A 26,504-nucleotide genomic window follows, 5' to 3' on the forward strand; every position below is an offset into this window, starting at 1 on the left:
CGAAAGGAGCATGCCATGTTGAATCCTGTTCGTGCAGCGTCCAATGCAAGCTTTTCGTCCCAAGGCCAGACCGCGGCGATCGTCGCCGGCGGTCTCGGCCATTCGGTGGTTGCGCCCGCGCCCGTCAACGCCGTCGAAGCCACCGATCTGAATTCCGCCATTGCCGGAAAGCTCAATATTCTGCTCCTGGCTGCACGCGAACGCATGGTCGAGGCCCTTTTCGATGTCATCGACGCGGCAGGCCGCTCGATCTCGCTGGATCGCGGCGAGGACGAGACCAATCTTGCTTTTGCGTCCCGGCTCGCCGACGCCATCCGGGGGCTGCCGGCCGCCAGGATCGATGAGGTCGAGCGCCAGCTCACCGGCGAAGGCCATAGCCTGCCGCTCAGGATGATCGCCGAAGCCCTGAAGAACCCGACAGGCCCGCAAGCAGCCCGGATCGTCGCCTATCTGGAAATCGTCCGCTACAAGGACCGTGATCTCGCCGCCCGCGCCGTCGTGCGTTCCTATGGCCAGAACGACGCTTCGCCGATGCGCGCCGAAGCCCGCCCCGAGATTCAGCTGCATGAGGACAGCCTGCCTGCCGTCATGCGCCAAGCGGCGGAAAAGGCACCGGTGCCGGCCGATCCCCCGGTCGAGGCTGCAGAGCTTGCGACCGCCGAGCAAGCGGTCATCGCCGAAGCCGCGGAAGTTGGTGATCCCACGCCGCAGCTTGAAAATCGGCCTCAGACCGCTTCGGTAACGGCAAGGGAAGTCGTGTCGGAAAAATCCGCGCCGCAGGAGATCGAGGCCAGGCAAGCTCTATCGACGGAGACAGCCGCAACCGACGACGTCGGGCAGACGACCGAGCCGCCTGCCGTCCAGCCCCGCGCGATGTCGGAAAAGGGCGATCCTGTCATTCCGAGGAACTGGACAGGCATTGTCGCCTCGATGACCGAAGAGGCCTCCGAGATGATCGCCACCATCATTCGCGAGCAGGACGTCGAAACCGTGCTGGAGGATGTTGCCGTCGAAGCGGCAGTGGAGATCGATACGATCCTCGATGAAGCCGTCATCAGCGACGCGACCGAAACCTTGATCCGGCAGCCGGCCGAGTTCGCAGTGCCGGATGCTCGCCAGTCGGCAGCACCCCGCCCGTCGCAGATGGATGGCGAGATCGCGGCTCCGGCTGTCCGGCAACCGAAGGACATTGCCGCGCAGCCGCAAACGATGCCGATGCAAGAGACGGTCGAGGCTGCCTATGTGCCGCTCGCGGCACGGATGCCGGACGGCCTTGCCTATACCCAGCTGCCCTATCAGTTCGCCAAGGATACGCCGTCGAACGAGACGGCAGGCGAAACGAGCCACCAGCATCATCATGGCGGCGCGCCCCAGGACCAGCATCAGGAAGATGATCAGCAGGCCCAGTCCGGCAGCGAGGATGCCACGCCCGATGCCGAAGCGGCCAGTGCGGCACCCGAACGCCGGACGCCGAGGATGATCGATGCCGAGCCGACGCCGCATCAGCCGGGAACGGCTGCCGATCCTGTCTATGCGCTGTATCAGCGGATGGTCGGGTGGGAATAGAGCAAGACACGCTTTAAAGCTTTTCACCGCCTGAAAATGAAGAACCCGCCGGATCGCTCCGGCGGGTTCTTCAATTCATAGGCGGATGCGAGGCTTATTCGCCGCCGCGGTTCTTCAGGGCTGCGCCCAGGATGTCGCCGAGCGAAGCACCCGAGTCGGACGAACCGAACTGGGCAACGGCTTCCTTCTCTTCCGCAATCTCCAGAGCCTTGATGGACAGCATGATCTTGCGGTCCTTCTTGGAGAAGTTGGTGACGCGGGCGTCGAACACCTGGCCGACCGAGAAGCGCTCGGGGCGCTGCTCGTCGCGGTCGCGGGCGAGGTCGGCACGGCGGATGAAGGAGGTGATGTCCTCGTGGTTGACGAGCTTCACTTCGACACCGCCGTCGTTGACCGCGATCACTTCGCAGGAAACGACTGCATTCTTGCGCAGATCGCCCGATGCAGCGGCGTCGCCGACTGCATCCTTGCCGAGCTGCTTGATGCCGAGCGAGATGCGTTCCTTCTCGACATCGACGTCGAGAACGACGGCCTTGACGACGTCACCCTTGTTGAACTCCTCGATGACCTGTTCGCCCGGACGGTTCCAGTCGAGGTCGGAGAGGTGCACCATGCCGTCAACATCGCCGTCGAGGCCGATGAACAGGCCGAATTCGGTCTTGTTCTTGACTTCGCCTTCGACTTCAGTGCCGGCCGGATGGCTGCGGGCGAATGCTGCCCACGGATTTTCCAGCGTCTGCTTGAGGCCGAGCGAGATGCGGCGCTTGGACGGATCGACTTCGAGAACGACGACTTCGACTTCCTGGCTCGTGGACAGGATCTTGCCGGGGTGAACGTTCTTCTTGGTCCAGGACATTTCCGAGATGTGGATCAGGCCTTCGATGCCCGGCTCCAGCTCGACGAACGCACCGTAGTCGGTGATGTTGGTGACGGTACCGGAAATCTTCTTGCCTTCCGGATACTTGGCCTGGATGCCATCCCACGGATCGCTCTCGAGCTGCTTCATGCCGAGCGAGATGCGGTGGGTTTCCTGGTTGATGCGGATGATCTGAACCTTGACCTGCTGGCCGATGTTCAGGATTTCCGACGGATGGTTCACACGGCGCCATGCCATGTCGGTGACATGCAGCAGGCCGTCGATGCCGCCGAGGTCAACGAACGCACCGTAATCGGTGATGTTCTTGACGACGCCGTCGACAACCTGGCCTTCTTCGAGGTTCTGAACGATTTCAGAACGCTGCTCGGCACGGGACTCTTCCAGAACCGTACGACGCGAAACCACGATGTTGCCGCGGCGCTTGTCCATCTTGAGGATTTCGAAGGGCTGCGGATTGTGCATCAGCGGGGTGACGTCGCGGATCGGGCGGATATCGACTTGGCTACGCGGCAGGAAGGCGATCGCACCGTCGAGGTCGACCGTGAAGCCGCCCTTGACCTGGTTGAAGATCACGCCTTCGACGCGCTCGCCGGCTTCGAACTTGGCTTCGAGCTTGATCCAGCTTTCTTCGCGGCGAGCCTTTTCGCGCGACAGAACGGCTTCGCCAAGCGCGTTTTCGATGCGCTCGACATAGACTTCGACTTCGTCGCCGACCTTCAGCGAACCGTCCTTGGCGCGTGCGCCGAATTCCTTGAGCGCGATGCGGCCTTCAACCTTGAGGCCGACGTCGACAACGGCGACGTCCTTCTCGATACCCGTGACGATGCCCTTGGTGACATAGCCTTCGGCCAGGTCGTTCTTGGCAAAGGACTCTTCGAGAAGAGCCGCGAAATCCTCGCGGGAGGGGGTAGCTACTGACATAAAATCTCCTGCGTGTCCTGGATACGGAAGCGGACACGTATGCGCCGGTTGGTTTGCGTTGAACGGGCCTGAACCCAGTCCGCCCTCTCTCACGAAGGCAATCCGGCGCTTGGACGGAATTTCAGGCTGCTGTATGAGAAGCGATCCATGCTCAGAGCATGCAAAATCGCTTGAATTTAGGCATTTCGGCTCAAGACCGCATCGATGATCGATTGTGCAGCTTGAAACGCGGCCTCTATACTCATTTCCGACGTATCAAGCAAGTGCGCATCATCAGCTGGTTTCAAAGGGCTGTCGGACCGTCCCATGTCGCGTTCGTCGCGCCGCTTGACGTCCTCGAAAATCGCATCGAAATCGGCCGTCACCCCCTTGCCGAGGATCTCGTCGAAACGGCGTCTTGCCCGCACTTCCGGCGACGCCGTCACATAGAGTTTGACCGGCGCATGCGGGCAGACGACCGTGCCGATATCGCGCCCGTCGAGCACCGTTCCCGGCGCCTTTTCCGAAAACCGCCGCTGCGCCTCGACCAGCGCCCGGCGCACCGCCGGCATGACGGCAATCTTCGAGGCGGCTTCGCCGATCTCGTGTTGCGAAAGTATATCGCGATCCAGTCCGGCAAGTTCAACCTCCCGCGCGATCTTTTCGGCCACCGCCTCGTCGTCGAGCGGCAGGCCGGCGTCGAGCAGCGCCTTGGCGGTCGCACGATAGGTCAGGCCGGTATCGAGGTGATGGAAGCCGTATCGCTCGGCGATCCGGCGCGAAAGCGTGCCCTTGCCGGCCGCCGCCGGGCCATCGATGGCGATGGTGAACGTCTTGGTTGTCATGTGATCCATCCTGCGGCAGGGGACTTACGGACGGCGGCAGGCCTCAGGCGGAGCCGTGCGTAGCGTAAGCCTTTGTAAAGGCGTAGCATTTCCTCTGCAATGCCGTCCTTTTCGGCGACAATCTTCGCCCGCTTCTGCGGCCGCTGCGGCTCGTTACCATATCCGCGCCGACCGGTCATCCGCCGCTGCGGGAAAAACCCGGCGCTCTGATGATAAAGTTTGGCTTTGACATGGGAAGCCACAGCGATTAAGGGGACCGGCTTATAAATTCCGATGGAACGCCGGCTTGAACGGCATTTGCCGAATCTCGCATTCGGTCATTCTCACGAGGCTTATAGTGGCGAAAGCGGAACTTGGAACCAAGCGTACCGATCCGGAAACCGGCAAGAAGTTTTATGACCTGAACCGGGATCCGATCGTCTCTCCTTATACCGGCAAGTCCTACCCTCTGTCCTTCTTCGAAGAAACCTCGGCGATCGCCGACGTTGCCGAGGAAGACGAGGTTGCGGAAGTCGATACCGAAAACACCGAAGTCGAACTGGTTTCGCTCGAGGATGCCGATGACGCCGCCGCCGGCGACGACATCCCCGATATCGGCGACGACGATGTCGAAATCGAAGGCGATGACGACGACGATACCTTCCTCACACCCGACGAAGACGATGACGACGACGACATGAGCGACATCATCGGCGTGACCGGCGACGAAGACGAAGTCTGACGACTGCATTTCGGCCCGGTGAGGAAAAAATTCTCCGGGCCGGATTTTTTAGGCTTGCTATCTCCGAAAACCGGAAGTAATAAGCCGCCACTCCGCAGGGCACGCGCCTTGAGGAGCATCCCAGGACCGGCCCTGAGCCGGACCACCTTGATGGGGCTATAGCTCAGCTGGGAGAGCGCTTGCATGGCATGCAAGAGGTCAGCGGTTCGATCCCGCTTAGCTCCACCAGCCTACGCTCTTCGAGCTTCGGCTCGGCAAGCCGGAAGGCTTGACGGGACGAGGGCGAGAAGGAAGCGGAGGCTGCCGCGCCGAAGTTGCGAAGCAACGTAGGCGGGCTATGATCCCTCCATGAAGTATGTCTACATTCTCCATAGTGTCGAATTTCCGGATCGCTATTACGTTGGCGTGACGAGTGACCTGAAGTCGCGCCTGGCAAAACACAACGCCGGAGCGGTCTCTCATACCTCGAAATATGCCCCTTGGTCTCTCAAGACGTATCTCGCTTTCTCCGATGAAACACAGGCCTTTGCTTTTGAGAAATATCTGAAGTCTGCTTCGGGCAGGGCATTCGCAAAGAAACGACTGTAGCCGACACCTCAACTCCGGCAGGCCGCCCCCACAGCCCGCTTGGCGCCTCGCGCTCCTCACATCTCGACGATAACAGCCGTGACCCGCTTCACCACCGGCAGCACCAACAACAGGACGGGAAAGGCGATCGCCCAGGAGAGCGCCCATGCCGACGGCCACATCGCAAGGGCAGGCGCGGTCAGGCCTTGTGCTCTTAGGATGCTGATCGCCGAGCTGTCATCAGCAGCGAGAGGATGAGCGGCATGACGATCGTATTGTAGCGTTTGGGGAGTTTGCCTTTGGGCATTTTGATCTCCGTAAGATGCCGATCAGACAATTGCGCAGCGCCGACCGGCGGGTTGCGCGTTGATTGACGTAAACGCTTACGGAGCGTCGATCTGAAGCAACGCCATCTCCATGGCCGAAAATGCCTTGCCGTTCAAGTCCGCCCCATCCCTTCCGATCGTCTTTGCCAATTCCTCAACGAAAGGAATTATCCTTGTTGCCGCAATCTCAGCGATTCGGCTTCAGGACCCTTGAGCAATGACCAGAGCAAGACGCCGCCGTCTCATCCGCACCCGACGAACCTTAACCGGACTCGCCCTCGTCGGCTCGATCTCGTTTCTGGCCGGCATGACCGATGCGACCGGTCTTCTGCTGACCGGCGATTTCGTCTCCTTCATGACGGGGAACACGACGCGGGCCGCGCTGGCCTTGAGCGAGGGCAATCTTTATCACGCGGCGGTGTTGATCTCCGCCATCGTCGTTTTCGTGCTCGGCAATGCGGCTGGCGTCGTCATCGCTCATGTATCAGAGCGCCGAATCTTCGTGGTGCTCGGCTGCGTCGGTCTCGTCCTGGCGCTGGCCTCGATGATGACGGTGCAGAACATGCTGTTCGAGCGGTTCTACATGATCGTTTTTTCCATGGGGATGGTGAACGCGGCAGTCGAGCACATCGAAGGCCTGCCGATCGGGCTGACTTATGTCACAGGTGCCCTGTCGCGCTTCGGCCGCGGCATCGGTCGCTGGATCATCGGCGACCGCCATATCGAATGGACGATCCAGATCGTGCCCTGGGGCGGCATGGTGCTCGGCGCCATTGTCGGCGCCCTGCTGACGCGATTGACCGGAGCATCTGCGCTATGGCTGGTCTCCCTCTTCGCCATGGCGCTGGCGCTTGCCGCCATGTTCATTCCCAGGCCGCTGCAGCGGCGCTTCAACCAGAAGCTCGCGCCGCACCGATCGGCCGCCCAGCGCGTGAGATAGAACCGTCGCATTCCTGTCATCGTCGAATCGGATAGGAAGGATCGCCGCCCATCCTTGAGGAGTACGTCTTGTTCGTCATTTCGAAGCTTGTCTGGATTTTCGCTCAGCCGCTGTCGCTGGCATTCTTCCTCGTCTTCCTTGCCCTGCTTGCCGGCCTTCTGCGCTGGCGGACCTTAAGTATCCTCGGCGCCGCGGGGTCGGCCCTCATCCTCTTCATCACGCTCTACACCACCGCCGGCAACCTGCTGATGCAAGGTCTCGAGCAGCGCTTCGCAAAGCCCGCCGCCGATCCGGAGAACCTGCAATGCATGATCGTGCTCGGCGGCGCCTTCGAAAACGAGGTGAACACGGCGCGTCACGGCATAGAGTTCAACCCCGCGGCCGACCGCTTCGTCGAAGCCCTGCGGCTCGCGCAGAAATTTCCGCAGTCACGCATTCTGGTATCGGGTGGCGACGGTTCCATCTCGGGCATCTATGAAGGCGATGCGGCGGCATCCGCGCGCTTCTTCCCGCTCTTCGGCGTCGGCAAGGATCGCCTGATCGAGGAGAGGCAATCGCGCACCACCTTCGAAAACGCCATCAACACCAAGGAATTCCTGGCAAGCCAGGGGCTTTCCCATTGCCTGCTGATCACCTCGGGTTTTCATATGCCTCGATCCGTCGGCATCTTCCGCAAACTCGGCATCGATATCGTGCCCTGGCCGACCGATTATCGCACCGACGGCGAGGTGAGGCCGGGGTTCGATTTCACTCAGCCGAATCTCAATGCGCAGAACATGGCGACTGCGATCCGCGAATGGTACGGCCTGGTCGGCTATTATCTCGCCGGCCGCACGTCGGAACTCTATCCGAGCTGAGATTTACTTCTTCGAGATGGTGACGAATTTCGTGCCGCGCACGCGGGCCGTGACGATGCAGGGATCACCTTCGGTGCGGTCGCAGAAGCGCGGATGCATCTTCATTGCCAGCACCATATTGCCGAAGCGCTGGACGAAATCGTAGCCATAGATCTGCGCCGTCGCGATCATGAAATAACCGCCTTCAGCAACCTGCAGATAGAAATTATAGGTGCAGCCGTCGTCATTGCATTGCGGCCCCTTCTGCCCGTCGCAGGTCAGCTGGCCCTCGTTGACCACCGCATCGATCAGGCCGTCATTGTTGATGTCCTGGCGGGTGATGAAGCCGTCGGCGAATTCGGCCGTCTTGCACTGCTCCTGGAAATGTTTCTTCTCGTAGATCTCCGGATCGGAAATCAGCGATTGCTGGCCGAAGGCGACAGCCGGCATGACAAGCAGCAGGACGATATTCAGAACGGCGAGCAGCAGCGTTTTCACGGCTTTCCTCTTTGGATAAAGGCGCCCAATGCATGTCGCCCAAAGTGTGCAGCGGTTTTGGGACAACGACATGCATTGAACAAAGACTTCAGCTTTATGGCCGCGCCGCCTTGCGCCGCCCTTGCCGCCGTGTTTCTTGTCCGAAAATTGTTCGCCGGTTCCGGGGGCCGCATGTCCTTGCTCGTCTATCTCGATTATGCCGGCATTGCGCTGTTTGCCGCGACAGGCGCGCTTGCCGCCTCGCGCAAGCAGCTGGATCTGATCGGTTTTCTGTTTTTCGCCATGGTGACGGGAACGGGCGGCGGCACCGTGCGCGATATCGTGCTCGGCCGCGTGCCGGTCTTCTGGGTGTTGAACCCCGCCTATATCCTCGTCTGCTGTATCATGGGCGTCATCGTCTTCTTCACCGCCCACCTGCTGGAATCGCGCTATCGCCTGCTGATCTGGCTGGATGCGATCGGCCTTGCCGCCTATTGCGTGATCGGCGCTGCCAAGGGCCTCGCCGCCACCGGCTCGCCGACGATCGCGATCGTCACCGGCACGCTGACGGCGACCTTCGGCGGCATTCTGCGCGATCTGATGGCAAACGAGCCTTCGGTGTTGTTGCGGCCGGAAATCTACGTGACCGCAGCCCTCATCGGCGCCGGCGTATTCACGCTCGCCAATGCGCTGGGGATGCCGCTCTATCTGGCGTCTGCCTGTGGTGTCGTCGCAGCCTTTGCCGTGCGCGGCGGCGCCCTGTGGTTCGGCTGGACCTTCCCGACTTACAGGCACAAGCCCGGCCGGCATCCCGACGATGTCATGTGAAGACTTGGGTGGCCTTGGGTGGCGTCAGCCCTGCTTTGCCCGCAGGCGGATCACCACGTCGACATGGGCGATCTCCATCCCCTCAGGCGGTTCCGGAAGATTGCCGATCGTCAGGTTGCTGACGGGAATGTCGAGCACTTCGTTCTCACCTTCGATGAAGAAATGGTGATGGTCGGAAACATTGGTGTCGAAATAGGTCCTGGCGCTCTCGACGGCGAGAACGCGGATGAGGCCGGCTTCGGTGAACTGGTGCAGCGTGTTGTAGACGGTTGCCAGTGAGACCGGCACGCCGGCGGCAACCGCCTCCTCATGCAGTTCCTCGACAGTCAAATGCCGGTCGCCCTTGGCAAACAGGAGGTCGCCGAGCGCGACACGCTGGCGGGTGGGGCGCAGGCCCGCACCGCGCAGCCTTACCTCTATTGCGATCGGGAGTGCACCCGTCATCAAGACCAACTCCGGTTATTCCTGCATAAAGCAATCATGTTTCTTCAAGCGGTATAACTTTTGCACCGGAGCCTTTCAATAGTTCAATGGGGACAAGAGCCTGATAAACGCGGCAAAAACGGGCTTTTGGTGCAAATAGGTCTGGTCGCGGCCCTGGCCTTCCTGTATTCGACCACCAAATAATGACGTAAGCCTGGTCCGGGGCGATGAATGAAGCTGCCTTGCTGATGCTTCATTTTCTGAAGAACTTGGACTACACGTTCACATCCATCGGCTTCAGGCGGGGGGAAAAAGAAACTTTATGACGACCAGACAGTCCAGCTTCTCGTACGACGAACTCATCGCCTGCGCACATGGCGAGCTGTTCGGGCCCGGCAATGCGCAGCTTCCCCTGCCGCCCATGCTGATGGTTCACCGCATCACCGACATTTCCGAAACCGGCGGGACCTTCGACAAAGGCTATCTCAGGGCCGAATACGACGTGCGTCCCGACGACTGGTATTTCCCCTGCCATTTCGAAGGCAATCCGATCATGCCGGGCTGCCTCGGCCTCGACGGCATGTGGCAGCTGACCGGTTTCTTCCTCGGCTGGCTCGGCGAGGAAGGCCGCGGCATGGCGCTTTCAACCGGCGAAGTGAAATTCAAGGGCATGGTCAAGCCTCATACGAAGCTGATCGAATATGGCATCGACTTCAAGCGTGTCATGCGCGGCCGTCTGGTCCTCGGCACGGCCGACGGCTGGCTGAAGGCGGACGGCGAGACCATATATCAGGCGGCCGACCTTCGCGTCGGTCTCTCTAAAGACAAGACGGCCTGAAACCGCATCTCAAGCGGTTCACGAAACAAAAAAGGTTTGATCAGATGAGACGGGTAGTTGTCACGGGTCTGGGTGTCGTGTCCTCGATCGGGAACGACGCCGCCGAAGTCACCGAATCCTTGCGGCAGGCAAAGTCGGGTATTTCCTTCTCGAGCGATTTCGCCGAGCACGGCTTCAAGTGCCAGGTTTGGGGCAGCCCCAAGCTCGGCGCGGCGGAACTGGCCGAACTGGTCGATCGTCGCGCCATGCGCTTCCTGTCGCAGGGCGGCGCCTGGAACCATGTGGCCATGAAGCAGGCACTCGCCGATTCAGGCCTGGAAGAGAAGGACTACGCTCAGAATGAACGCGCCGGCATCATCATGGGCTCCGGCGGTCCGTCGACCCGCACCCTGATCGAGGCGGCCGAGATCACCGTCAAGAACAACAGCCCGAAGCGCATCGGCCCCTTCGCCGTGCCGAAGGCGATGTCCTCGACCGCATCGGCCACACTCGCCACCTGGTTCAAGATCCACGGCGTCAACTATTCGATCTCGTCGGCCTGCTCGACCTCGGCGCATTGCATCGGCAACGCCGCCGAGATGATCCAGTGGGGCAAGCAGGACGTGATGTTTGCCGGCGGCCACGAGGATCTCGACTGGACGATGTCCAACCTCTTCGACGCCATGGGCGCCATGTCCTCCAAGTACAACGATACGCCCGACACCGCCTCGCGCGCCTATGACGTCAACCGCGACGGTTTCGTCATCGCCGGCGGCGCCGGGGTGCTGGTGCTCGAGGAACTGGAGCACGCCAAGGCCCGCGGCGCCAAGATCTACGCCGAAATCGTCGGCTACGGCGCAACCTCGGATGGTTACGACATGGTCGCCCCCTCCGGCGAGGGCGCCATCCGCTGCATGCGCCAGGCGCTTGCCTCGGTCAAAGGCGACGTCGACTACGTCAATACCCACGGCACGTCGACGCCGGTCGGCGACAGCAAGGAAATCGGCGCCATCCGCGAGGTATTCGGCTCCAAAATCCCCCATATCCAGTCGACCAAGTCGCTGACCGGTCATTCGCTGGGTGCTGCCGGCGTGCAGGAATCGATCTATTCCCTGCTGATGATGCAGCACGGTTTCATCGGCGAAAGCGCCCATATCACCGAACTCGATCCCGAATTCGAAGGCGTGCCGATCGTGCGCAAGCGGATCGACGATGCGAAGATCGACATTGCCCTCTCCAACTCCTTCGGCTTCGGCGGCACCAACGCCACGCTGGTCTTCCAGCGTTATAACGGATAACAAAATGACGGGAATCATGCAGGGTAAGCGCGGCCTCATCATGGGCGTCGCAAACAACCATTCGATCGCCTGGGGGATTTCAAAAGCGCTCGCCGCGCAGGGTGCGGAACTCGCCTTCACCTATCAGGGCGATGCGCTCGGCAAGCGCGTCAAGCCGCTGGCTGCCGAGGTCAACTCGGATTTCGTGCTGCCCTGCGATGTCGAAGATGTCGCCTCGGTCGATGCCCTGGTCGACGCGCTCAGTGAGCGCTGGGGCAAGCTCGATTTCATCGTCCACGCCATCGGTTTTTCCGACAAGAACGAGCTGAAGGGTCTCTACGCCGATACGACGCGGGAGAATTTCAGCCGCACCATGGTCATTTCCTGTTTCTCCTTCACCGAGATCGCCAAGCGCTGCGCTCCGCTGATGGAAGACGGCGGTGCGATGTTGACCCTGACCTATAACGGCTCGACCCGCGTCATTCCGAATTACAACGTCATGGGCGTCGCCAAGGCAGCACTCGAGGCTTCGGTGCGCTATCTCGCCGCCGACTACGGCCCGCGCGGCATCCGCGTCAATGCCATATCAGCCGGTCCGATCCGCACGCTCGCCGGCGCCGGCATCTCCGATGCGCGCGCGATCCTCTCCTGGAACCAGCGTAATGCGCCGCTGCGCAAGACCGTGACCATCGATCAGGTCGGCAATTCGGCTCTTTACCTGCTCTCCGATCTTTCCGCCGGCGTTACCGGCGAGATCCATTTTGTCGACGCCGGCTTCAACGTCACCTCGATGCCGACACTGGAAACGCTGCGCAGGGCAGACGTCGAGTAAACGCTGCTCCGATTTGAAACTCAAAGGCCGTGCGCGGATGTTGCGCACGGCCTTTTTGTTCTATCGATAGAATGACCGGATCGGTCGAAGCCGCGTAGAGCTTACTTCTTCGCCCAGAGAACCTTGAAACGGGCGTTGCGGCAGGTTTCGCCGCTTTCTCGGAAATTCGCCGCCAGAACCGGCTCGTAGGGCAGGCCGCGATTGGCGACCAGCATCAGCCGGCCGCCGCCGCGAAGGGCGGATGCGGCGGTCTTGATCATGGCCTGGCCGAGCGCCGGCTCGGCTGCGTGCCCCTCATGGAAGGGCGGGTTCATGATGACGAGATCGTATTTGTCCTTGACCGGCTCGCCCGCCAGATCGTGCCAGAAGAAGCGCGCAGGCGCGTTCGGGCAATTCTCCGCTAGATTGTCTCTGGCGGCCTCCAGAGCCGCGTGATCGGCCTCGTAGAGGTCGAGGCGGGTCAGTCCACGCGATCTCTGCGCCAGTTCGACGGAGAGATAGCCCCATCCGGCGCCAAAATCCGCAACGTCGCCGGCGAAATCCTGCGGCAGGCGCGAGGCGAGCAGTTCCGATCCGGCATCGATCCGGTCATGCGAGAACATGCCGGCGGTGGCATTGAAACGGCCGTCGACGCGCACCAGCGCTTTTGCCAGCTTGGAAATGATCTCGTCGGCATCCGCCGGCCGGCCGAACCAGAAAGCGACGCCGTGATATTTCGGCATGTAGTCGACTGCGAGATTGAAACCTTCCATCCGCTTGCGCAGCGGCTGGATGCCGTCTTCCTTCGCGCCGGCAACGACGATCAGACCGCCGAGCCGCGTGCGGGCGATCGCCGCGGCGAGATTGGCCTCGTTCTCGCCCTTGTGCTTGGTGCAGAGCACCAGGGCGGCATCGTAGTCCTCGCCGTCGATCTCGGGCTTTGCTTCGATCCGCTGCGCCAGCAGCTGCCGGTAGAGCGGCCGGAAGCCCTGGACGGCGCTGAGCGAGGCGGCAAAACCCTCCGGCAGCGCAAAGCCTGCCTCGGCGCCGAGGAAAAGCACGCGCTCGCCCTCGCCGGGCGCCTGGACTGTGCCGCTGGCAAAGGGATGGAACAGGGTCTTCAGCGTTTCGCGGCTCATGGATCTCGTCTCGACTTCGGATACAAAAAGGGCGCGGAAGATTCCCGCGCCCGGAATGAAATTTGGGAGACGCGGCTTATTCGGCCGCTTCTTCCTTCTTCTTCTCGTTCGCAATTTCCTGGCCGGTGGCCTGGTCGACGACCTTCATCGACAGGCGAACCTTGCCGCGTTCGTCGAAGCCGAGCAGCTTGACCCAGACCTTGTCGCCTTCCTTGACGACGTCCTGGGTCTTGGCAACACGCTCGGAAGCAAGCTGCGAGATGTGAACGAGACCGTCGCGGGCGCCGAAGAAGTTGACGAAGGCGCCGAAGTCGGCGGTCTTGACAACCGTGCCTTCGTAGATCTGGCCGATCTCGGGCTCGGCAACGATCGAGTGGATCCACTTGCGGGCCGCTTCGATCTCTTTGCCGGAGGAGGAGGCGATCTTAACGGTGCCGTCGTCCTCGATGTTGATCTTCGCACCGGTCTTTTCGACGATTTCACGAATGACCTTGCCGCCGGAGCCGATGACTTCACGGATCTTGTCGACCGGGATGTTCATGACTTCGATGCGCGGAGCGAATTCGCCGAGCTGGCCGCGGCTTTCGGTGATGGCCTTCGCCATTTCGCCGAGAATGTGGGCGCGACCGCCCTGGGCCTGGCCGAGAGCGACCTTCATGATCTCTTCGGTGATGCCGGCGATCTTGATGTCCATCTGCAGCGAGGTGATGCCGTCGGCGGTACCGGCGACCTTGAAGTCCATGTCGCCGAGGTGGTCCTCGTCGCCGAGAATGTCGGAGAGGACGGCGAAGCGATCGCCTTCCAGGATCAGACCCATGGCGATGCCGGCAACCGGCTTTGCCAGCGGAACGCCGGCGTCCATCAGAGCGAGCGACGTGCCGCAGACGGTGGCCATCGAGGACGAGCCGTTCGACTCGGTGATCTCCGAGACGACGCGCAGCGTGTAGGGGAACTGCTCAGGCGTCGGCAGCATCGGACGGATCGCCCGCCATGCGAGCTTGCCGTGGCCGATTTCGCGGCGGCCCGGGGAGCCCATGCGGCCGGTTTCGCCAACCGAGTAGGGAGGGAAGTTGTAATGGAGCAGGAAGCGCTCCTTGTACATGCCCGTCAGGCTGTCGACATACTGCTCGTCTTCGCCGGTGCCAAGCGTGGCAACCACGATCGCCTGCGTTTCACCGCGGGTAAACAGCGCCGAACCGTGCGTGCGCGGCAGAAGGCCGACTTCCGAAACGATCGGACGAACGGTTTCGAGGTCGCGGCCGTCGATGCGGCTCTTGGTGTCGAGGATGTTCCAGCGGACGATCTTCGCCTGCAGGTGCTTGAAGATCGCGCCGACTTCTTCGGCCGTGTACTTGGCCTCGCCTTCCTCGGGCAGGAAATGCGCCTTCACCTTCGCCTTGACAGCGTCGACGGCGGCGTAGCGGTCGGCCTTCTGGGTGATCTTGTAGGCTTGCCGAAGCTCACCTTCGGCAAGGCCGAGCATCTCGTTTTCGAGAGCCGAGTAGTCTTCCGGCTGGAAGTCGCGCGGCTCCTTGGCTGCCACTTCGGCGAGCTTGATGATCGCGTCGAGAACCGGCTGGAAGCCCTTGTGGCCGAACATGACGGCGCCGAGCATGACCTCTTCGTTGAGTTCCTTGGCTTCGGATTCAACCATCAACACGGCATCGTAGGTGCCGGCGACGACGAGGTCGAGGCTCGATTCGTCCATCTCGTCGAGATGCGGGTTGAGAACGTATTCGCCGTTGATGTAGCCGACGCGCGCACCGCCGACCGGGCCCATGAAGGGAACGCCGGAGAGCGTCAGTGCCGCCGAAGTGGCAACCATCGACAGGATATCCGGGTTGTTTTCAAGGTCGTGCTGGATGACGGTAACGACGACCTGCGTGTCGTTCTTGTAGCCTTCCGGGAAGAGCGGGCGGATCGGGCGGTCGATCAGGCGGGAAACGAGGGTCTCGTTCTCGCTCGGACGTCCCTCGCGCTTGAAATAGCCACCGGGGATCTTGCCGGCTGCGTAGGTCTTTTCCTGGTAGTTGACGGTGAGCGGGAAGAAGTCCTGGCCGGGCTTCGGCGCCTTGGCCGAGACGACGGTGGCGAGAACGACGGTTTCGCCGTAGGTGGCGAGAACGGCGCCGTCGGCCTGACGGGCGATCTTGCCGGTTTCGAGCTTCAGCGGGCGGCCGGCCCACTCGATTTCGACTGTGTGTGTATCAAACATGATTTGTCCTTCAATGCGGGAGCACGCGCCATCGCCGATATCAAGGCGCAGCGCACAGTCGACCGCAATCAATGTGACGTATCACGGGCAAGACAACGGGAGGCTTTTATCGCAGTTTTCCCTGGGGAACCTCGTTCCCGAGAAACTGGGCCAAGCCTTGAGAAGCCTTGGCCGAAAGCATCCGGCAATCCTGCCCCATGACAGGTCAACGGTTGGTTTGGCAGAACCGGCCCATCCGGGTCCACCGATCTTTCCACCGCTTGGAAAATAGAGCGCGGCTGGAACATTTCATCGGGAACCGTGTCCCGAAACAGGATCCGGCGGGCGCTTGGAAAGCGCCCGCCGGACAATCTTAGCGGCGGATACCCAGGCTGGTGATCAGCTTGGAATAGCGGCCTTCATCCTTCTTCTTGAGATAGTCAAGAAGCGAGCGGCGGCTCGAAACCATCGTCAGCAGGCCACGGCGGGAATGGTTATCCTTCTTGTGGTCCTTGAAGTGTTCGGTCAGGTTGTTGATGCGTTCGGTCAGGATCGCAACCTGGACTTCCGGAGAACCGGTATCGCCTTCAACGGTCGCATATTCCTTGATCAGCGCAGCCTTGCGCTCAGCAGTGATCGACATCGGGTGATCCTTTCTAAGAGAGGAGATAAAGGTCGCCAAAAGCCGGGATGCCGTCCAGCTTTGGCCGTGAATGCAAACGGGCGTACCCGATGCTGGCGCTGCCTATAAACCAAATATGGATCGATGGAAAGAGGGGGTCTTCTCGGCGGCTTCAACGGCCCGCCATGGCGCCCCGGATCATCCCATCATAAGCTGCCGGATCCTGCAGCATGGCGAAATGGCTCACATCCTTCAGGATGACGAGTTTGGCGCCCGGAATCTGCTTTGCCATCATTTCCGTATGGTCGAGCTTTACGGCTTCATCATGATCGCCGATGGCAAGCGTGACCGGCACCGAGATCTTGGCTAGATCGGCGGCCGTCCAGGCCGGCTGGGTCGCCCACATGTCGGAGATCTGCTTGACGAAGGCGTCGTATTCGTTCGGCGTCGGCGAAAGCTTCCGGTATTGCTCGCCGGCGACGTTGATGTAGTCGTTGAAGGTCTTGTTGTCCATGACGTCGGCCTTGACGCCGTCCGTTGTGACATTGGCTGCCTGGGCAATGACGCGGGTCAATTTTTCCGGGTGTTTCATCGCCATGTCGATGCCGATAATGCCGCCGTCCGACCATCCGACAAGCGTCACCTTGTCGATCTTCAGAAAGTCGAGAAGTGCCACATAATCCGATGTCATCAGGTCGTAGCCGAAGGGCTGCTGGCTGCGCGTCGAACGCCCGTGGCCGCGGCTATCGGCAACGATGACCAGGTGGTCCTTGGCAAAATCGGCGACCTGATGACCCCAGACCTCGGCATTTCCGAGTCCGCCGTGAATGAAGAGGATCGGCTCGCCTTCACCATATTCGGCGTAATACATCTTGATGTCGTTGACATCGGCCATGCCGCTGGTCTTGGCCGCCGGCATCGAAGGAAAGGCCGGAAGCTCGGCCCAGCGCTCGGCCGATTGAGCGCCTGTAAAAGTCAGGAACATCGAAAAGAACGTCAGTGTTGCGATCGCGGTTACGCGCATATTCTCTCCCCTGTCGGGCCGCCATGGCTCCTCGGGCCGCTATTGCGGCCCGATAGGGAAGATATCGCATCGCTGCCGGCTGACAATCGCTATCGTTGCGGACTCAGCCGAAAACCCGCTTTGGGCGAAACTCGCCCTGACCGATCTCGCCGATCGCGATCAGCCTGCCGCGGGCGGTCGCATAGGCTTCGCTTTCGGCAACCGGCGCATCGCGGCCACGCACCAGGATTGGGTTGCCCATCTTCAGCCGGTGCGCCTGATCGTCGTTGATGACGAGATGGGGCAGGGCCGACAGCGCCTCGCAAGTGTCGATCAGCAGCGTGTCGAGGGCCGCCAGCCGCTCGTCCATATCTTCGATCGCCCCCAGCGCCACGAGGTTTGCGAGCGGCACCATGGCCTCTTCCGAAAAGGGCGCGACGAAGGTGCGCCGCAGCCCGGATACATGGCCGTAGCAGCCGAGCTCTCGGCCGAAATCGCGCGCCAGCGCCCTGACATAGGTGCCCTTGCCGCATTCCACTTCGAAATGCGCGGTATCGGCATCCGGGCAGGCGAGCAATGTCAGCCGGAAGATCTCGACCTCGCGCGAGGGGATTTCGACGACTTCGCCTTCGCGCGCCAGATCATAGGCGCGTTCACCCGATATCTTGATGGCCGAAAACTGCGGCGGCACCTGGCTGATGGTGCCGATATATCCAGGCAGGATATCGCGGATCTGCTGTTCGCTGGGACGCTTGTCCGAGCTCTCGGTCACTTCGCCCTCGAGATCGTCGGTGGCGCGCTCTTCGCCCCAGCTCACCGTAAATTCATAGATCTTGCGGCCGTCCATCACATAGGGAACGGTCTTCGTCGCATCGCCGAGCGCGATCGGCAGCATGCCGGAGGCAAGCGGATCGAGCGTGCCGGCATGACCGGCCTTCTGCGCCTTGTAGAGCCACTTGATCTTGGAAACGGCTTCCGTCGAGCCGAAATCCACCGGCTTGTCGAGGATCAGCCAGCCGGAAATCGGTCGGCCCTTGGGTTTGCGTGGTTTGGACATCAGTCTCTTCTGTTTATTGTTCGTCATTATCGCCGTCGAGGTCGCGGCTTACCTCAGGCGAACGCAGCAGTTCGTCGATCTTCTTGTAGTTGTCGAAGCTGGTATCGTCGCGGAAGCGCACCTCCGGCATGTATTTCATCTGTCGAAGCTGCTGCCCGAGCCGGCCGCGGATAAACCGCGCATGACGGTTCAACGCCTCGATGACCACGCTGTGGTCGGAAACGCCGAGCGGCGTCACATAGGCGGTGGCGATCTTGAGGTCGGGCGACATGCGCACTTCCGAGATCGAGATCACGGTCGCTTCGATGACGTCGTCGCGCACTTCGCCGCGCTGCAGCACCTGGGTGATAGCGGCGCGAACCTGTTCGCCAACGCGCAGCATGCGCTGCGAAGGCGCGGAAGAAGTTGCTCTGGTCATTGTTATCTCTATTTGCCGATGCGGCTGGGAATCGAACCCGTCAAAGGAGAGCGTCCATGACTCTTTTGGTCGAAAAGGTCAAGTCGGCAGGTACCCGAAAGCCATCCGCCGGCTGGCGAATGGCTTTCGCGCTGATGTCGTGCGCAGCGGTTTAGAGCGTGCGCGTGATATGCTCGACGCGGAAGCACTCGATGACGTCGCCGGCGCGCATGTCTTCGTAGTTCTCGAAGGCCATGCCGCATTCCTGGCCCATCGGCACTTCGGACACTTCGTCCTTGAAACGCTTGAGGGTCTTGAGCTTGCCTTCGTGAACGACGACATCGTTGCGGATGAGGCGGACGCCCGCACCGCGTTCGACCTTGCCTTCGACGACACGGCAACCTGCGACCTTGCCGACCTTGGTGATGTTGAACACCTCGAGGATCTCGGCATTGCCGATGAAGGTTTCGCGCCGTTCCGGAGACAGGAGGCCCGACATCGCTGCCTTCACGTCATCCACGAGGTCGTAGATGATGTTGTAGTAGCGGATTTCGAGACCTTCGCGCTCGGCGAACTGGCGTGCCTGCGTATTCGCACGAACGTTGAAGCCGATGATGGCGGCGTTCGAAGCTTCGGCGAGCGAGATATCCGACTCGGTGATGCCGCCGGCGCCCGAATGGACGATGCGGGCGCGGACCTCGTCGGTGCCGAGCTTTTCCAGTGCGCCGGCAATCGCTTCGATCGAGCCCTGCACGTCACCCTTAATGACCAGCGGGAACTCCTTGATGCCGGCGCTCTGGCGCTGCATCATCATCTGTTCCAGCGATCCACGCTGGCCCGACTGGCGGGCAGCCGCCTTGTCGCGGGCAAGACGCTGACGATATTCCGAGATTTCGCGGGCGCGGCTTTCGCTTTCGACGACGGCGAACTTGTCGCCTGCCTGCGGCGTGCCGGACAAACCGAGAACCTCGACCGGGGTTGCCGGACCTGCTTCCTTCACATGGTCGCCCTTGTCGGTGACGAGGGCGCGCACGCGGCCCCAGACGTCGCCGGCAACGATGATCTGGCCCGGACGCAGCGTGCCCTTCTGGACAAGCACGGTCGCGACCGAACCACGGCCACGATCGAGCTGGGCTTCGATGACAGTACCTTCCGCCGTCCGGTTCGGATTGGCCTTGAGATCGAGAATTTCGGCCTGCAGCAGGATCGCCTCGAGCAGCTTGTCGAGGTTCTTGCCTGTTTTGGCCGAAACTTCGACGTCGAGCACTTCACCGCCCATGGATTCCACGAAGACTTCGTGCTGCAGCAGCTGGTTGCGGACCTTCTGCGGATCGGCCTCGTGCTTGTCGACCTTGTTGATCGCAACGATGATCGGAACACCTGCCGCCTTGGCATGGTTGATCGATTCGATCGTCTGCGGCATCACGCTGTCGTCAGCCGCGACGACCAGGATCGCGATGTCGGTCGCCTGCGCACCGCGGGCACGCATTGCCGTGAAGGCGGCGTGGCCGGGTGTATCGATGAAGGTGATCTTCTGACCGTTCTGCTCCACCTGATAGGCGCCGATATGCTGCGTGATACCACCGGCTTCGCCGGAGACCACGTTGGCATGGCGGATGGCGTCGAGCAGCGAGGTCTTGCCGTGGTCGACATGGCCCATGATGGTGACAACCGGCGGGCGCGAAACCAGTTCGCCATCCTCGTCGGACACGTTGAAGATGCCGAGTTCGACGTCGGATTCCGACACGCGCCTGACCGTATGGCCGAATTCGCCGGCGATGAGTTCGGCAAGGTCGGCGTCGATGACGTCGCCCGGCTTCATCATCTGCCCTTCCTTCATCAGGTACTTGATGACGTCGACGGCGCGTTCGGACATGCGCTGCGACAGTTCCTGAATGGTGATGGTCTCAGGCAGAACGACCTCGCGGGAGATCTTCTCGCGGGTTTCCTGCATCTGGCCGCGGCGGAACTTCTCCTGCCGGCGACGCATCGCCGAGAGCGAACGTCCGCGAGCATTGTCCTCGCCGTCTACGTTGGCAGTGGAGATCGTCAGCTTGCCGCGACGGCGTTCTTCATCCGTCTTCGGACGTGTCGTGACCGGCTTTGCCGGTTCCGGGCGAACGACGCGGCCACGGACAGGACCGCCGCGCGCTGCGCCGCCACGATCGTCGTCTTCCTTTTCGTCGCGACGGCCGCGAACGGCGCCGGGCACCGCAGCGCCCGCTGCCGGACGGGCGGCAGCAGGTGCTCCAGCCGCATCGGGCCGGCGTGCAGCAGGTGCCGACGAAGCGGGTTGCTGCGGCCGCGGGGCGTCGGAGCGTGCTTCGGCCGGAGCCGGTGCTTCGGCTGCCGGTTCAGCAACAGCGACGGGTGCCTCAGCCTGCCGGATAGCCTCTTCAGCGGCCCTGCGGGCTGCTTCTTCGGCTTCGGCTGCCTTGCGGACAACCTCTTCGGCGGCGCGGCGCTTTTCTTCCTCGGCGCGGCGGATCGCATCCTGGGCGTCACGCGCCTGGGCGTCGGCAAGCGCGCGGCGGCGGGCGTCCATCTCTTCCGGCGACAGATGGTTCAGCACCACCGGGCGTGGACGATCATTTTGGCGCGGCGCCTGGTGGGACTGCTGCGGACGCTGGTTGGTCTGGCCGTTGTTGCCCTGTTGAACCCGCGGTGCCGGCGTCGGCTGCGGTGGGCGTGCCTGCACAGGTGCGGGCGTCGGTTCGGCGGCGCGGACCGGGGCCACCGGAGCGGCGGGTGTGATCGGCTTTTCGTCTTCCGGGCGCATCGGGCGCCGCTTGCGGGTCTCGACGACGACCGCCTTGGTGCGACCTCGACCCATATCCTGGCGAACGGTGCCCTGGCTCATCCCCGATGGTTTCAGGGTAAGCGTCTTTTTGCCCGTCACGCTGATTGTCTTGTCGTCGTTACTATCGGTCATTCGTTCCCGTTCCTTCGGACAGGGAGCGATGACTAGATCAGACCCTGTCGTTCAAATACTGTCGATCAATGAGAATAGGACCGGCCGATGCCGGTGACCGCCTCATTGTTTTTGCCGGCCAGCGCCGCCCGCTGCCCGGGACTGACCGCCAATACGGTACTGTTCGAGCATCTTTGCGCGCTTCACTACACCCTCACCCGCCTGCCCTGCAAGCACTGCAGCATGGATAAAAGCATTCTGGCCCATCAGGCCTTCCATTTCGCTCTCCGAGAAGAGACGGAAGGAAGGTATCTCCTCCTCGGTCTCCATTCCGAGGTGCCAGGCCTTGCGGGCCTGGTCGATTTTCCGGACGCCGTCGTCCGCTGCATCGGTCGCGTGGAACACCGCAAGGGCTGCTCCGCTTCTGACCGCGGCATCCACTTTCGCGGACCCGCTGACGAACTGGCCGGCTTTGCGCGCCATGTTCATCATCTGCATCAACTGCGCTGCAAGCAGCCGGTCGACGCTCGCACCGAGATCGTCCGCCGCCTTCACATCCATTTTCAGCGCGCGGGCGAAGAGTTTCTTCGCCACTGCCCTGTCGACCAGCGACCGGTCGATCTTCACCCAGCATCCGCGTCCCGGAAGCTCTCGCTTCAGGTCGGCGACAACCGTTCCATCGGGAGCGGCAACGAAGCGGATCAGCTCTTCCGGCGATCCGCTTTCGCGCGTCACGATGCACATGCGTCCGTTCACGTCATAACCTGCAAGATCGTCGTCCTCATCAGGAAGAGCGTCCGGCTCATGCGCGGTCATCATGCTTCTTGTTCGGCTTCAGCTTCGGTGACCTCTTCCTCGGTCCCCTTCGCCAGGTCCTCTTGCGTGATCCAGCCGGCCGAAAGGCGGGCCTGGACGATCATCTGCTCGGCCTCGACGCGCGAAACGTCGAACTTCGAGAACAGGCCTTCGAACTTCTTCGTTTCGCCGTTCTTGCGTTCCGTCCAGCCGACGAGATCGTCGGCGGCGCAACCGGCAAAATCCTCGATCGTCTTGATGCCGTCTTCGCCGAGCGCCACCATCATCTGGGCGGTGATGCCGTCGATTTCGCGCAGCTCGTCCTGAACGCCGAGCGCCTTGCGCTTTTCGTCCATCTCGGCTTCGAGACGCTCGAGGAATTCGCGGGCACGCTGCTGGATTTCCTGCGCCGTCTCTTCGTCGAAACCGTCGATCGAGGAGATTTCGTCGAGATCAACATAGGCCAGTTCCTCGACCGCGGCGAAACCTTCGGACGCCAGAACCTGGCCGACCATTTCGTCGACGTCGAGCGAATCCATGAATAGATTGGTACGCTCGTTGAATTCCTTCTGACGGCGCTCCGATTCCTCGGCCTCCGTCATGATGTCGATATCCCAGCCGGTCAGCTGCGATGCCAAGCGGACGTTCTGGCCGCGGCGGCCGATCGCAAGCGACAGCTGCTCGTCGGGAACGACCACTTCGATGCGCTCGGCATCCTCGTCGAGAACAACCTTGGCGACTTCGGCCGGCTGCAGGGCGTTGACGACGAAGGTCGCCGGATCCTGGCTCCACGGAATGATATCGATCTTCTCGCCCTGGAGTTCGCCGACGACGGCCTGGACGCGCGAGCCGCGCATACCGACGCAGGCGCCGACCGGATCGATCGAACTGTCGTTCGAGATCACGGCGATCTTGGCGCGCGAGCCCGGGTCGCGGGCGACCGACTTCACCTGGATGATGCCGTCGTAGATTTCAGGCACTTCCATGGTGAACAGCTTCACCATGAACTGCGGATGCGTGCGCGACAGGAAGATCTGTGGGCCGCGCTGCTCGCGACGGACGTCATAGACATAGGCACGGACACGATCGCCATAGCGGACGTTTTCGCGCGGGATCATTTCGTCGCGGCGGATGATGCCTTCGCCACGGCCGAGATCGACGATGACGTTGCCGTATTCGACGCGCTTGACGGTACCGTTGACGATTTCGCCGGTGCGATCCTTGAATTCGTCGAACTGGCGGTCACGCTCGGCTTCACGCACCTTCTGCACGATCACCTGCTTGGCGGACTGTGCGGCGATGCGGCCGAAATCCATCGGCGGCAGCGGATCGGCGATGAAATCGCCGAGTGCGGCATCCGGGTTGCGGTCGCGGGCGAGTTCCAGCGGGATCTGCGTCGAATAATCCTCGGCCTTCTCGACGACTTCGAGCAGGCGCTGCAGACGGATTTCGCCGGTCTTCGGATTGATATCGGCCCGGATATTGGACTCGGTGCCATAACGGGAGCGTGCCGCCTTCTGGATAGCGTCGGCCATTGCGGCCAGCACGATCTCGCGGTCGATGACCTTTTCGCGCGCCACTGCATCTGCGATCTGCAGAAGTTCGAGCCGGTTCGCACTGACTGCCATTGTCTTGTTTCTCCGTCTTTACTCCAGGGTTCCCGTCCCTGGAGCGGTCTGTTGATCGGTTATTCCTGGTCGTCCGCTTCGTTCTGGTTGGCGGCCTGGGCTTTCGCCAGCTTGTCGGCGCGCAACGCGTCGCGGATCAGGTCGTCGGTCAGAATGAGCTTCGCATCGCTAAGCGCCGTGAAGGGAATGGTGACCTTCTGCTCTTCCCCGTAAGCGACCTGGTCACGCTCGAGCGTGAAACCATCTGCGCCTGCTTCGACGATCTTGCCGCGGAAGCGCTTGCGATTGTCGATCAAGATCGACGTCTCGCATTTCACAAGGTGGCCCTGCCAGCGGACGAAATCGGATTTCCGCACCATCGGACGGTCGATGCCGGGCGAAGACACTTCGAGATGATACTCTTTATCGACGGGATCTTCCACATCGAGGACGGGAGAAATCGCCATCGAGACTTCTTCGCAGTCCTGAACCGTCATCGTGCCGTCGTTGCGTTCGGCCATGACCTGCATCGTTGCGCCGTTCTGGTTCAGCATACGGACGCGGATAAGCCGAAAGCCCAGGCCGACGAGGACGGGTTCGATGATATCGGCAAGACGCTGGTCGAGCCCGGTTTCGGTAATCAGCCGCGGCTCAAGTTCGTGGTCTGCGTTTGTCATGTCCGACAAGCGGTGCGCTCCTCGCAATTTCATGCTGCTTAGGGATCGCGCTAATAAAAAAGAGCGGGTCCTTGCGGCCCACTCTTCATCAAGCGATCAAGAATTTGAGAGCCATATAGTCGGGTTTTTCCGAAATTGCAAGGTCCGCGACCGATTCCGCCGATTCGCTTTCGGCGAGGTGAACAGGCCTATGGCCAGCGCCGGTCTTGCGCATATATTGCCGGTGCGGCGCAATAACAAAAGCGGGAGAAATCGTGGCCTACACTTCCTCGACATTGGCGCCGTTGCGGCACGAGACCTACCGCACCATCTGGTTCGCCAGCCTGTCCTCGAATTTCGGCGGTCTGATCCAGGCCGTCGGTGCTGCCTGGATGATGACGACGATCACCGCCTCGGAGGACATGGTGGCGCTGGTGCAGACCTCGACGGCGCTGCCGATCATGCTGTTTTCGCTGATATCGGGCGCCTTGGCCGACAATTACGACCGTCGCCGGGTGATGCTGACGGCGCAGTGCATGATGCTGACGGTCTCAGGCCTGCTGACCGCCACAGCCCTTCTCGGCTGGATTACCCCCTGGCTGCTGCTCTTCTTCACCTTCCTGATCGGCTGCGGCACCGCGCTCAACAATCCCTCCTGGCAGGCCTCGGTCGGCGACATGGTGCCGCGCGCCGATCTGCCGGGCGCCGTCACCCTGAACAGCATGGGTTTCAACATCACCCGCAGCGTCGGCCCGGCGATCGGCGGCGTCATCGTCGCGGCAGCAGGTGCCGCTGCGGCCTTCGCGGTCAACACGGTGAGTTACTTCGCCCTGATCTATGCCCTCATGCGCTGGCGCCCGAGCACGCCGGTCTCGACCCTGCCGCGGGAGGCGCTCGGCAGCGCCATCTTCGCCGGCCTGCGTTATGTCTCGATGTCGCCCAATCTCGAAAAGGTCCTCGTCCGGGGACTGCTCTTCGGCATCGGCGCCAGCTCGATCCTGGCGCTGCTGCCGGTCGTCGCCCTGGATCTCGTCGGCGGCGGACCGCTGACCTATGGTTTCATGCTCGGCGCCTTCGGCATCGGCGCGATCGGCGGCGCGGTGCTGAATGCCAGGCTCCGTCAGCTGCTGTCCAGCGAGATGATCATCCGCCTGGCCTTTGCCGGCTTTGCGCTGAGCGCCGTGATCGCCGCCTTCAGCCCAAGCGCCGTCCTCACCTCCGCAGGGCTGCTCGTCTCCGGCGCCTGCTGGGTCTCCGCGCTTTCGCTGTTCAACACCATCGTCCAGCTGTCGACGCCGCGCTGGGTGGTCGGCCGGGCGCTGTCGCTCTACCAGACCGTCACCTTCGGCGGCATCGCCGGCGGCAGCTGGCTCTGGGGCGTTGCCGCCGATCGCTACGGCGTCGCCGATGCGCTCTTGATGTCATCCGTCGTCATGCTGCTCGGCATTGCCATCGGCCTGCGTTTTTCCATGCCGGCCTTCGCCTCGCTCAACCTCGATCCGCTGAACCGCTTCACCGAGCCGGCCTTGAGCCTCGACATCACGCCGCGCAGCGGCCCGATCGTCATTCAAGTCGACTATGAGATCGGAGATGACGACCTTGCCGAGTTCATGGAGCTGATGGGCGAACGCCGCCGCATCCGCATCCGCGACGGCGCCCGCAACTGGGCGCTGATGCGCGATCTCGAAAATCCCGGGCTCTGGACGGAAACCTATCATACGTCGACCTGGGTCGAATATTTAAGACACAACCAGCGGCGCACGCAGGCCGATGCCGAAAACATCGACAGGATTCGCGCACTTCATCGCGGCGAAGGTCTGCCGCATGTCCACCGCATGATCGAGCGGCAGGCGATCCCGCCTGACAACGACGTCTTCCACAAGGCGCCGATCGATCTGCATCATTGAGAATA

General features: G+C 61.8%; 24 protein-coding genes, 1 tRNA gene and 1 pseudogene. 11 read left to right on the forward strand and 15 right to left on the reverse strand.

Features of this window, described 5'->3' with window-relative positions; translation table 11 throughout:
- Nucleotides 1-15: 15 nt before the first annotated feature.
- Complete coding sequence (locus tag QMO82_RS23445) at nucleotides 16-1,566, forward strand: hypothetical protein (RefSeq protein WP_183609942.1); 1,551 nt, start codon at nucleotides 16-18, stop codon at nucleotides 1,564-1,566.
- A 94-nt stretch (nucleotides 1,567-1,660) separates the two neighbouring features.
- Here the strand turns inward: QMO82_RS23445 and rpsA are convergent, their stop codons facing one another.
- Both rpsA and cmk read right to left on the reverse strand, forming a co-directional pair.
- Complete coding sequence (gene rpsA, locus QMO82_RS23450) at nucleotides 1,661-3,364, reverse strand: 30S ribosomal protein S1 (RefSeq protein WP_064681614.1); 1,704 nt, start codon at nucleotides 3,362-3,364, stop codon at nucleotides 1,661-1,663.
- Between the two features lie 176 nt (nucleotides 3,365-3,540).
- Nucleotides 3,541-4,188 (reverse strand): (d)CMP kinase, encoded by a 648-nt coding sequence (gene cmk, locus QMO82_RS23455; protein WP_183609943.1) that lies wholly within the window; start codon nucleotides 4,186-4,188, stop codon nucleotides 3,541-3,543.
- A 337-nt stretch (nucleotides 4,189-4,525) separates the two neighbouring features.
- Between cmk and QMO82_RS23460 the strand changes: the two genes are divergently transcribed.
- The 3 genes from QMO82_RS23460 (at nucleotide 4,526) to QMO82_RS23470 (ending at nucleotide 5,497) form a co-directional block, all read left to right on the forward strand.
- Nucleotides 4,526-4,909, forward strand: a complete 384-nt coding sequence (locus QMO82_RS23460; protein WP_125846734.1) for a TIGR02300 family protein — start codon at nucleotides 4,526-4,528, stop codon at nucleotides 4,907-4,909.
- Between the two features lie 152 nt (nucleotides 4,910-5,061).
- A tRNA-Ala gene (locus tag QMO82_RS23465) sits at nucleotides 5,062-5,137 on the forward strand.
- Nucleotides 5,138-5,257: 120 nt separating this feature from the next.
- Nucleotides 5,258-5,497 carry a GIY-YIG nuclease family protein gene (locus tag QMO82_RS23470; RefSeq protein ID WP_183609944.1) on the forward strand — a complete coding sequence of 80 codons (240 nt, stop codon included), beginning with the start codon at nucleotides 5,258-5,260 and terminating at the stop codon, nucleotides 5,495-5,497.
- Nucleotides 5,498-5,553: 56 nt separating this feature from the next.
- Here QMO82_RS23470 and QMO82_RS23475 read toward each other — a convergent pair.
- A pseudogene (locus QMO82_RS23475) lies at nucleotides 5,554-5,783 on the reverse strand (DUF2798 domain-containing protein).
- A gap of 236 nt (nucleotides 5,784-6,019) precedes the next feature.
- Between QMO82_RS23475 and QMO82_RS23480 the strand changes: the two are divergent.
- Together QMO82_RS23480 and QMO82_RS23485 are read left to right on the forward strand one after the other, a co-directional pair.
- Nucleotides 6,020-6,742: a YoaK family protein gene (locus tag QMO82_RS23480; protein WP_183609945.1), complete on the forward strand. Its 723-nt coding sequence runs from the start codon at nucleotides 6,020-6,022 to the stop codon at nucleotides 6,740-6,742.
- A gap of 68 nt (nucleotides 6,743-6,810) precedes the next feature.
- The gene (locus QMO82_RS23485) at nucleotides 6,811-7,599 is read left to right on the forward strand and encodes a YdcF family protein (RefSeq protein WP_183609946.1); all 789 of its coding nucleotides are present in this window, start codon (nucleotides 6,811-6,813) and stop codon (nucleotides 7,597-7,599) included.
- A gap of 3 nt (nucleotides 7,600-7,602) precedes the next feature.
- Here the strand turns inward: QMO82_RS23485 and QMO82_RS23490 are convergent, their stop codons facing one another.
- On the reverse strand, nucleotides 7,603-8,076 hold the full coding sequence (locus tag QMO82_RS23490; protein ID WP_183609947.1) for a hypothetical protein: 474 nt from the start codon (nucleotides 8,074-8,076) through the stop codon (nucleotides 7,603-7,605).
- Nucleotides 8,077-8,247: 171 nt separating this feature from the next.
- Here QMO82_RS23490 and QMO82_RS23495 point away from each other — a divergent pair, with 171 nt between their 5' ends.
- Entirely contained in the window at nucleotides 8,248-8,883 is a 636-nt protein-coding gene (locus tag QMO82_RS23495; protein ID WP_183609948.1) for a trimeric intracellular cation channel family protein, read from the forward strand.
- 24 nt (nucleotides 8,884-8,907) lie between these two features.
- On the opposite strand, the gene irrA is transcribed toward QMO82_RS23495, so the two are convergent.
- On the reverse strand, nucleotides 8,908-9,327 hold the full coding sequence (irrA, locus tag QMO82_RS23500; RefSeq protein ID WP_183609949.1) for an iron response transcriptional regulator IrrA: 420 nt from the start codon (nucleotides 9,325-9,327) through the stop codon (nucleotides 8,908-8,910).
- A 301-nt stretch (nucleotides 9,328-9,628) separates the two neighbouring features.
- On the opposite strand from irrA, the gene fabA reads away from it, so the two are divergent.
- The 3 genes from fabA to fabI are packed head-to-tail and all read left to right on the forward strand — an operon-like array spanning nucleotide 9,629 to nucleotide 12,232.
- Nucleotides 9,629-10,144: a 3-hydroxyacyl-[acyl-carrier-protein] dehydratase FabA gene (fabA, locus tag QMO82_RS23505; protein WP_025417454.1), complete on the forward strand. Its 516-nt coding sequence runs from the start codon at nucleotides 9,629-9,631 to the stop codon at nucleotides 10,142-10,144.
- A 44-nt stretch (nucleotides 10,145-10,188) separates the two neighbouring features.
- Complete coding sequence (fabB, locus tag QMO82_RS23510) at nucleotides 10,189-11,421, forward strand: beta-ketoacyl-ACP synthase I (protein WP_183609950.1); 1,233 nt, start codon at nucleotides 10,189-10,191, stop codon at nucleotides 11,419-11,421.
- A 4-nt stretch (nucleotides 11,422-11,425) separates the two neighbouring features.
- Nucleotides 11,426-12,232, forward strand: coding sequence for an enoyl-ACP reductase FabI (fabI, locus tag QMO82_RS23515; protein ID WP_183609951.1), 807 nt, complete (start codon nucleotides 11,426-11,428; stop codon nucleotides 12,230-12,232).
- A gap of 101 nt (nucleotides 12,233-12,333) precedes the next feature.
- Here fabI and QMO82_RS23520 read toward each other — a convergent pair whose 3' ends face one another.
- The 10 genes from QMO82_RS23520 to rimP all read right to left on the reverse strand — a co-directional run bounded on the left by QMO82_RS23520 (nucleotide 12,334) and on the right by rimP (nucleotide 24,622).
- Nucleotides 12,334-13,350, reverse strand: a complete 1,017-nt coding sequence (locus QMO82_RS23520) for a class I SAM-dependent methyltransferase (RefSeq protein WP_183609952.1) — start codon at nucleotides 13,348-13,350, stop codon at nucleotides 12,334-12,336.
- 76 nt (nucleotides 13,351-13,426) lie between these two features.
- Nucleotides 13,427-15,565: a polyribonucleotide nucleotidyltransferase gene (pnp, locus tag QMO82_RS23525; protein WP_183609953.1), complete on the reverse strand. Its 2,139-nt coding sequence runs from the start codon at nucleotides 15,563-15,565 to the stop codon at nucleotides 13,427-13,429.
- 352 nt (nucleotides 15,566-15,917) lie between these two features.
- Nucleotides 15,918-16,187, reverse strand: a complete 270-nt coding sequence (rpsO, locus tag QMO82_RS23530) for a 30S ribosomal protein S15 (protein ID WP_183609954.1) — start codon at nucleotides 16,185-16,187, stop codon at nucleotides 15,918-15,920.
- Nucleotides 16,188-16,338: 151 nt separating this feature from the next.
- Nucleotides 16,339-17,190, reverse strand: coding sequence for an alpha/beta fold hydrolase (locus QMO82_RS23535; RefSeq protein WP_183609955.1), 852 nt, complete (start codon nucleotides 17,188-17,190; stop codon nucleotides 16,339-16,341).
- Nucleotides 17,191-17,293: 103 nt separating this feature from the next.
- On the reverse strand, nucleotides 17,294-18,226 hold the full coding sequence (gene truB / locus QMO82_RS23540) for a tRNA pseudouridine(55) synthase TruB (protein WP_183609956.1): 933 nt from the start codon (nucleotides 18,224-18,226) through the stop codon (nucleotides 17,294-17,296).
- A 13-nt stretch (nucleotides 18,227-18,239) separates the two neighbouring features.
- Complete coding sequence (gene rbfA / locus QMO82_RS23545) at nucleotides 18,240-18,644, reverse strand: 30S ribosome-binding factor RbfA (RefSeq protein WP_183609957.1); 405 nt, start codon at nucleotides 18,642-18,644, stop codon at nucleotides 18,240-18,242.
- A gap of 151 nt (nucleotides 18,645-18,795) precedes the next feature.
- Entirely contained in the window at nucleotides 18,796-21,555 is a 2,760-nt protein-coding gene (gene infB, locus QMO82_RS23550; protein WP_183610822.1) for a translation initiation factor IF-2, read from the reverse strand.
- A gap of 102 nt (nucleotides 21,556-21,657) precedes the next feature.
- On the reverse strand, nucleotides 21,658-22,353 hold the full coding sequence (locus QMO82_RS23555) for an RNA-binding protein (protein WP_183609959.1): 696 nt from the start codon (nucleotides 22,351-22,353) through the stop codon (nucleotides 21,658-21,660).
- On the reverse strand, nucleotides 22,350-23,957 hold the full coding sequence (nusA, locus tag QMO82_RS23560) for a transcription termination factor NusA (RefSeq protein WP_183609960.1): 1,608 nt from the start codon (nucleotides 23,955-23,957) through the stop codon (nucleotides 22,350-22,352). Before nusA ends, QMO82_RS23555 begins: the two co-directional genes overlap by 4 nt.
- A 59-nt stretch (nucleotides 23,958-24,016) precedes the next feature.
- A complete protein-coding gene (rimP, locus tag QMO82_RS23565) occupies nucleotides 24,017-24,622 on the reverse strand; it encodes a ribosome maturation factor RimP (protein ID WP_097617244.1) in 606 nt (201 codons plus the stop codon).
- A 245-nt stretch (nucleotides 24,623-24,867) separates the two neighbouring features.
- On the opposite strand from rimP, the gene QMO82_RS23570 reads away from it, so the two are divergent.
- Entirely contained in the window at nucleotides 24,868-26,499 is a 1,632-nt protein-coding gene (locus tag QMO82_RS23570) for an MFS transporter (RefSeq protein WP_272784652.1), read from the forward strand.
- Nucleotides 26,500-26,504: the final 5 nt, after the last annotated feature.

The organism is Rhizobium sp. BT04 (assembly GCF_030053135.1).
In the GTDB taxonomy this organism is placed as follows: Bacteria; Pseudomonadota; Alphaproteobacteria; order Rhizobiales; family Rhizobiaceae; genus Rhizobium; species Rhizobium binxianense.

What these genes read in the sequence shown, in the direction of transcription:
- QMO82_RS23445 (WP_183609942.1), top strand. Translation starts at nt 16, where the DNA reads ATGTTGAATCCTGTTCGTGCAGCGTCCAATGCAAGCTTTTCGTCCCAA.
- rpsA (WP_064681614.1), bottom strand. Translation starts at nt 3,364, where the DNA reads ATGTCAGTAGCTACCCCCTCCCGCGAGGATTTCGCGGCTCTTCTCGAA.
- cmk (WP_183609943.1), bottom strand. Translation starts at nt 4,188, where the DNA reads ATGACAACCAAGACGTTCACCATCGCCATCGATGGCCCGGCGGCGGCC.
- QMO82_RS23470 (WP_183609944.1), top strand. Translation starts at nt 5,258, where the DNA reads ATGAAGTATGTCTACATTCTCCATAGTGTCGAATTTCCGGATCGCTAT.
- QMO82_RS23480 (WP_183609945.1), top strand. Translation starts at nt 6,020, where the DNA reads ATGACCAGAGCAAGACGCCGCCGTCTCATCCGCACCCGACGAACCTTA.
- QMO82_RS23495 (WP_183609948.1), top strand. Translation starts at nt 8,248, where the DNA reads ATGTCCTTGCTCGTCTATCTCGATTATGCCGGCATTGCGCTGTTTGCC.
- irrA (WP_183609949.1), bottom strand. Translation starts at nt 9,327, where the DNA reads ATGACGGGTGCACTCCCGATCGCAATAGAGGTAAGGCTGCGCGGTGCG.
- fabA (WP_025417454.1), top strand. Translation starts at nt 9,629, where the DNA reads ATGACGACCAGACAGTCCAGCTTCTCGTACGACGAACTCATCGCCTGC.
- fabB (WP_183609950.1), top strand. Translation starts at nt 10,189, where the DNA reads ATGAGACGGGTAGTTGTCACGGGTCTGGGTGTCGTGTCCTCGATCGGG.
- fabI (WP_183609951.1), top strand. Translation starts at nt 11,426, where the DNA reads ATGACGGGAATCATGCAGGGTAAGCGCGGCCTCATCATGGGCGTCGCA.
- QMO82_RS23520 (WP_183609952.1), bottom strand. Translation starts at nt 13,350, where the DNA reads ATGAGCCGCGAAACGCTGAAGACCCTGTTCCATCCCTTTGCCAGCGGC.
- pnp (WP_183609953.1), bottom strand. Translation starts at nt 15,565, where the DNA reads ATGTTTGATACACACACAGTCGAAATCGAGTGGGCCGGCCGCCCGCTG.
- rpsO (WP_183609954.1), bottom strand. Translation starts at nt 16,187, where the DNA reads ATGTCGATCACTGCTGAGCGCAAGGCTGCGCTGATCAAGGAATATGCG.
- QMO82_RS23535 (WP_183609955.1), bottom strand. Translation starts at nt 17,190, where the DNA reads ATGCGCGTAACCGCGATCGCAACACTGACGTTCTTTTCGATGTTCCTG.
- truB (WP_183609956.1), bottom strand. Translation starts at nt 18,226, where the DNA reads ATGTCCAAACCACGCAAACCCAAGGGCCGACCGATTTCCGGCTGGCTG.
- rbfA (WP_183609957.1), bottom strand. Translation starts at nt 18,644, where the DNA reads ATGACCAGAGCAACTTCTTCCGCGCCTTCGCAGCGCATGCTGCGCGTT.
- infB (WP_183610822.1), bottom strand. Translation starts at nt 21,555, where the DNA reads ATGACCGATAGTAACGACGACAAGACAATCAGCGTGACGGGCAAAAAG.
- QMO82_RS23555 (WP_183609959.1), bottom strand. Translation starts at nt 22,353, where the DNA reads ATGATGACCGCGCATGAGCCGGACGCTCTTCCTGATGAGGACGACGAT.
- nusA (WP_183609960.1), bottom strand. Translation starts at nt 23,957, where the DNA reads ATGGCAGTCAGTGCGAACCGGCTCGAACTTCTGCAGATCGCAGATGCA.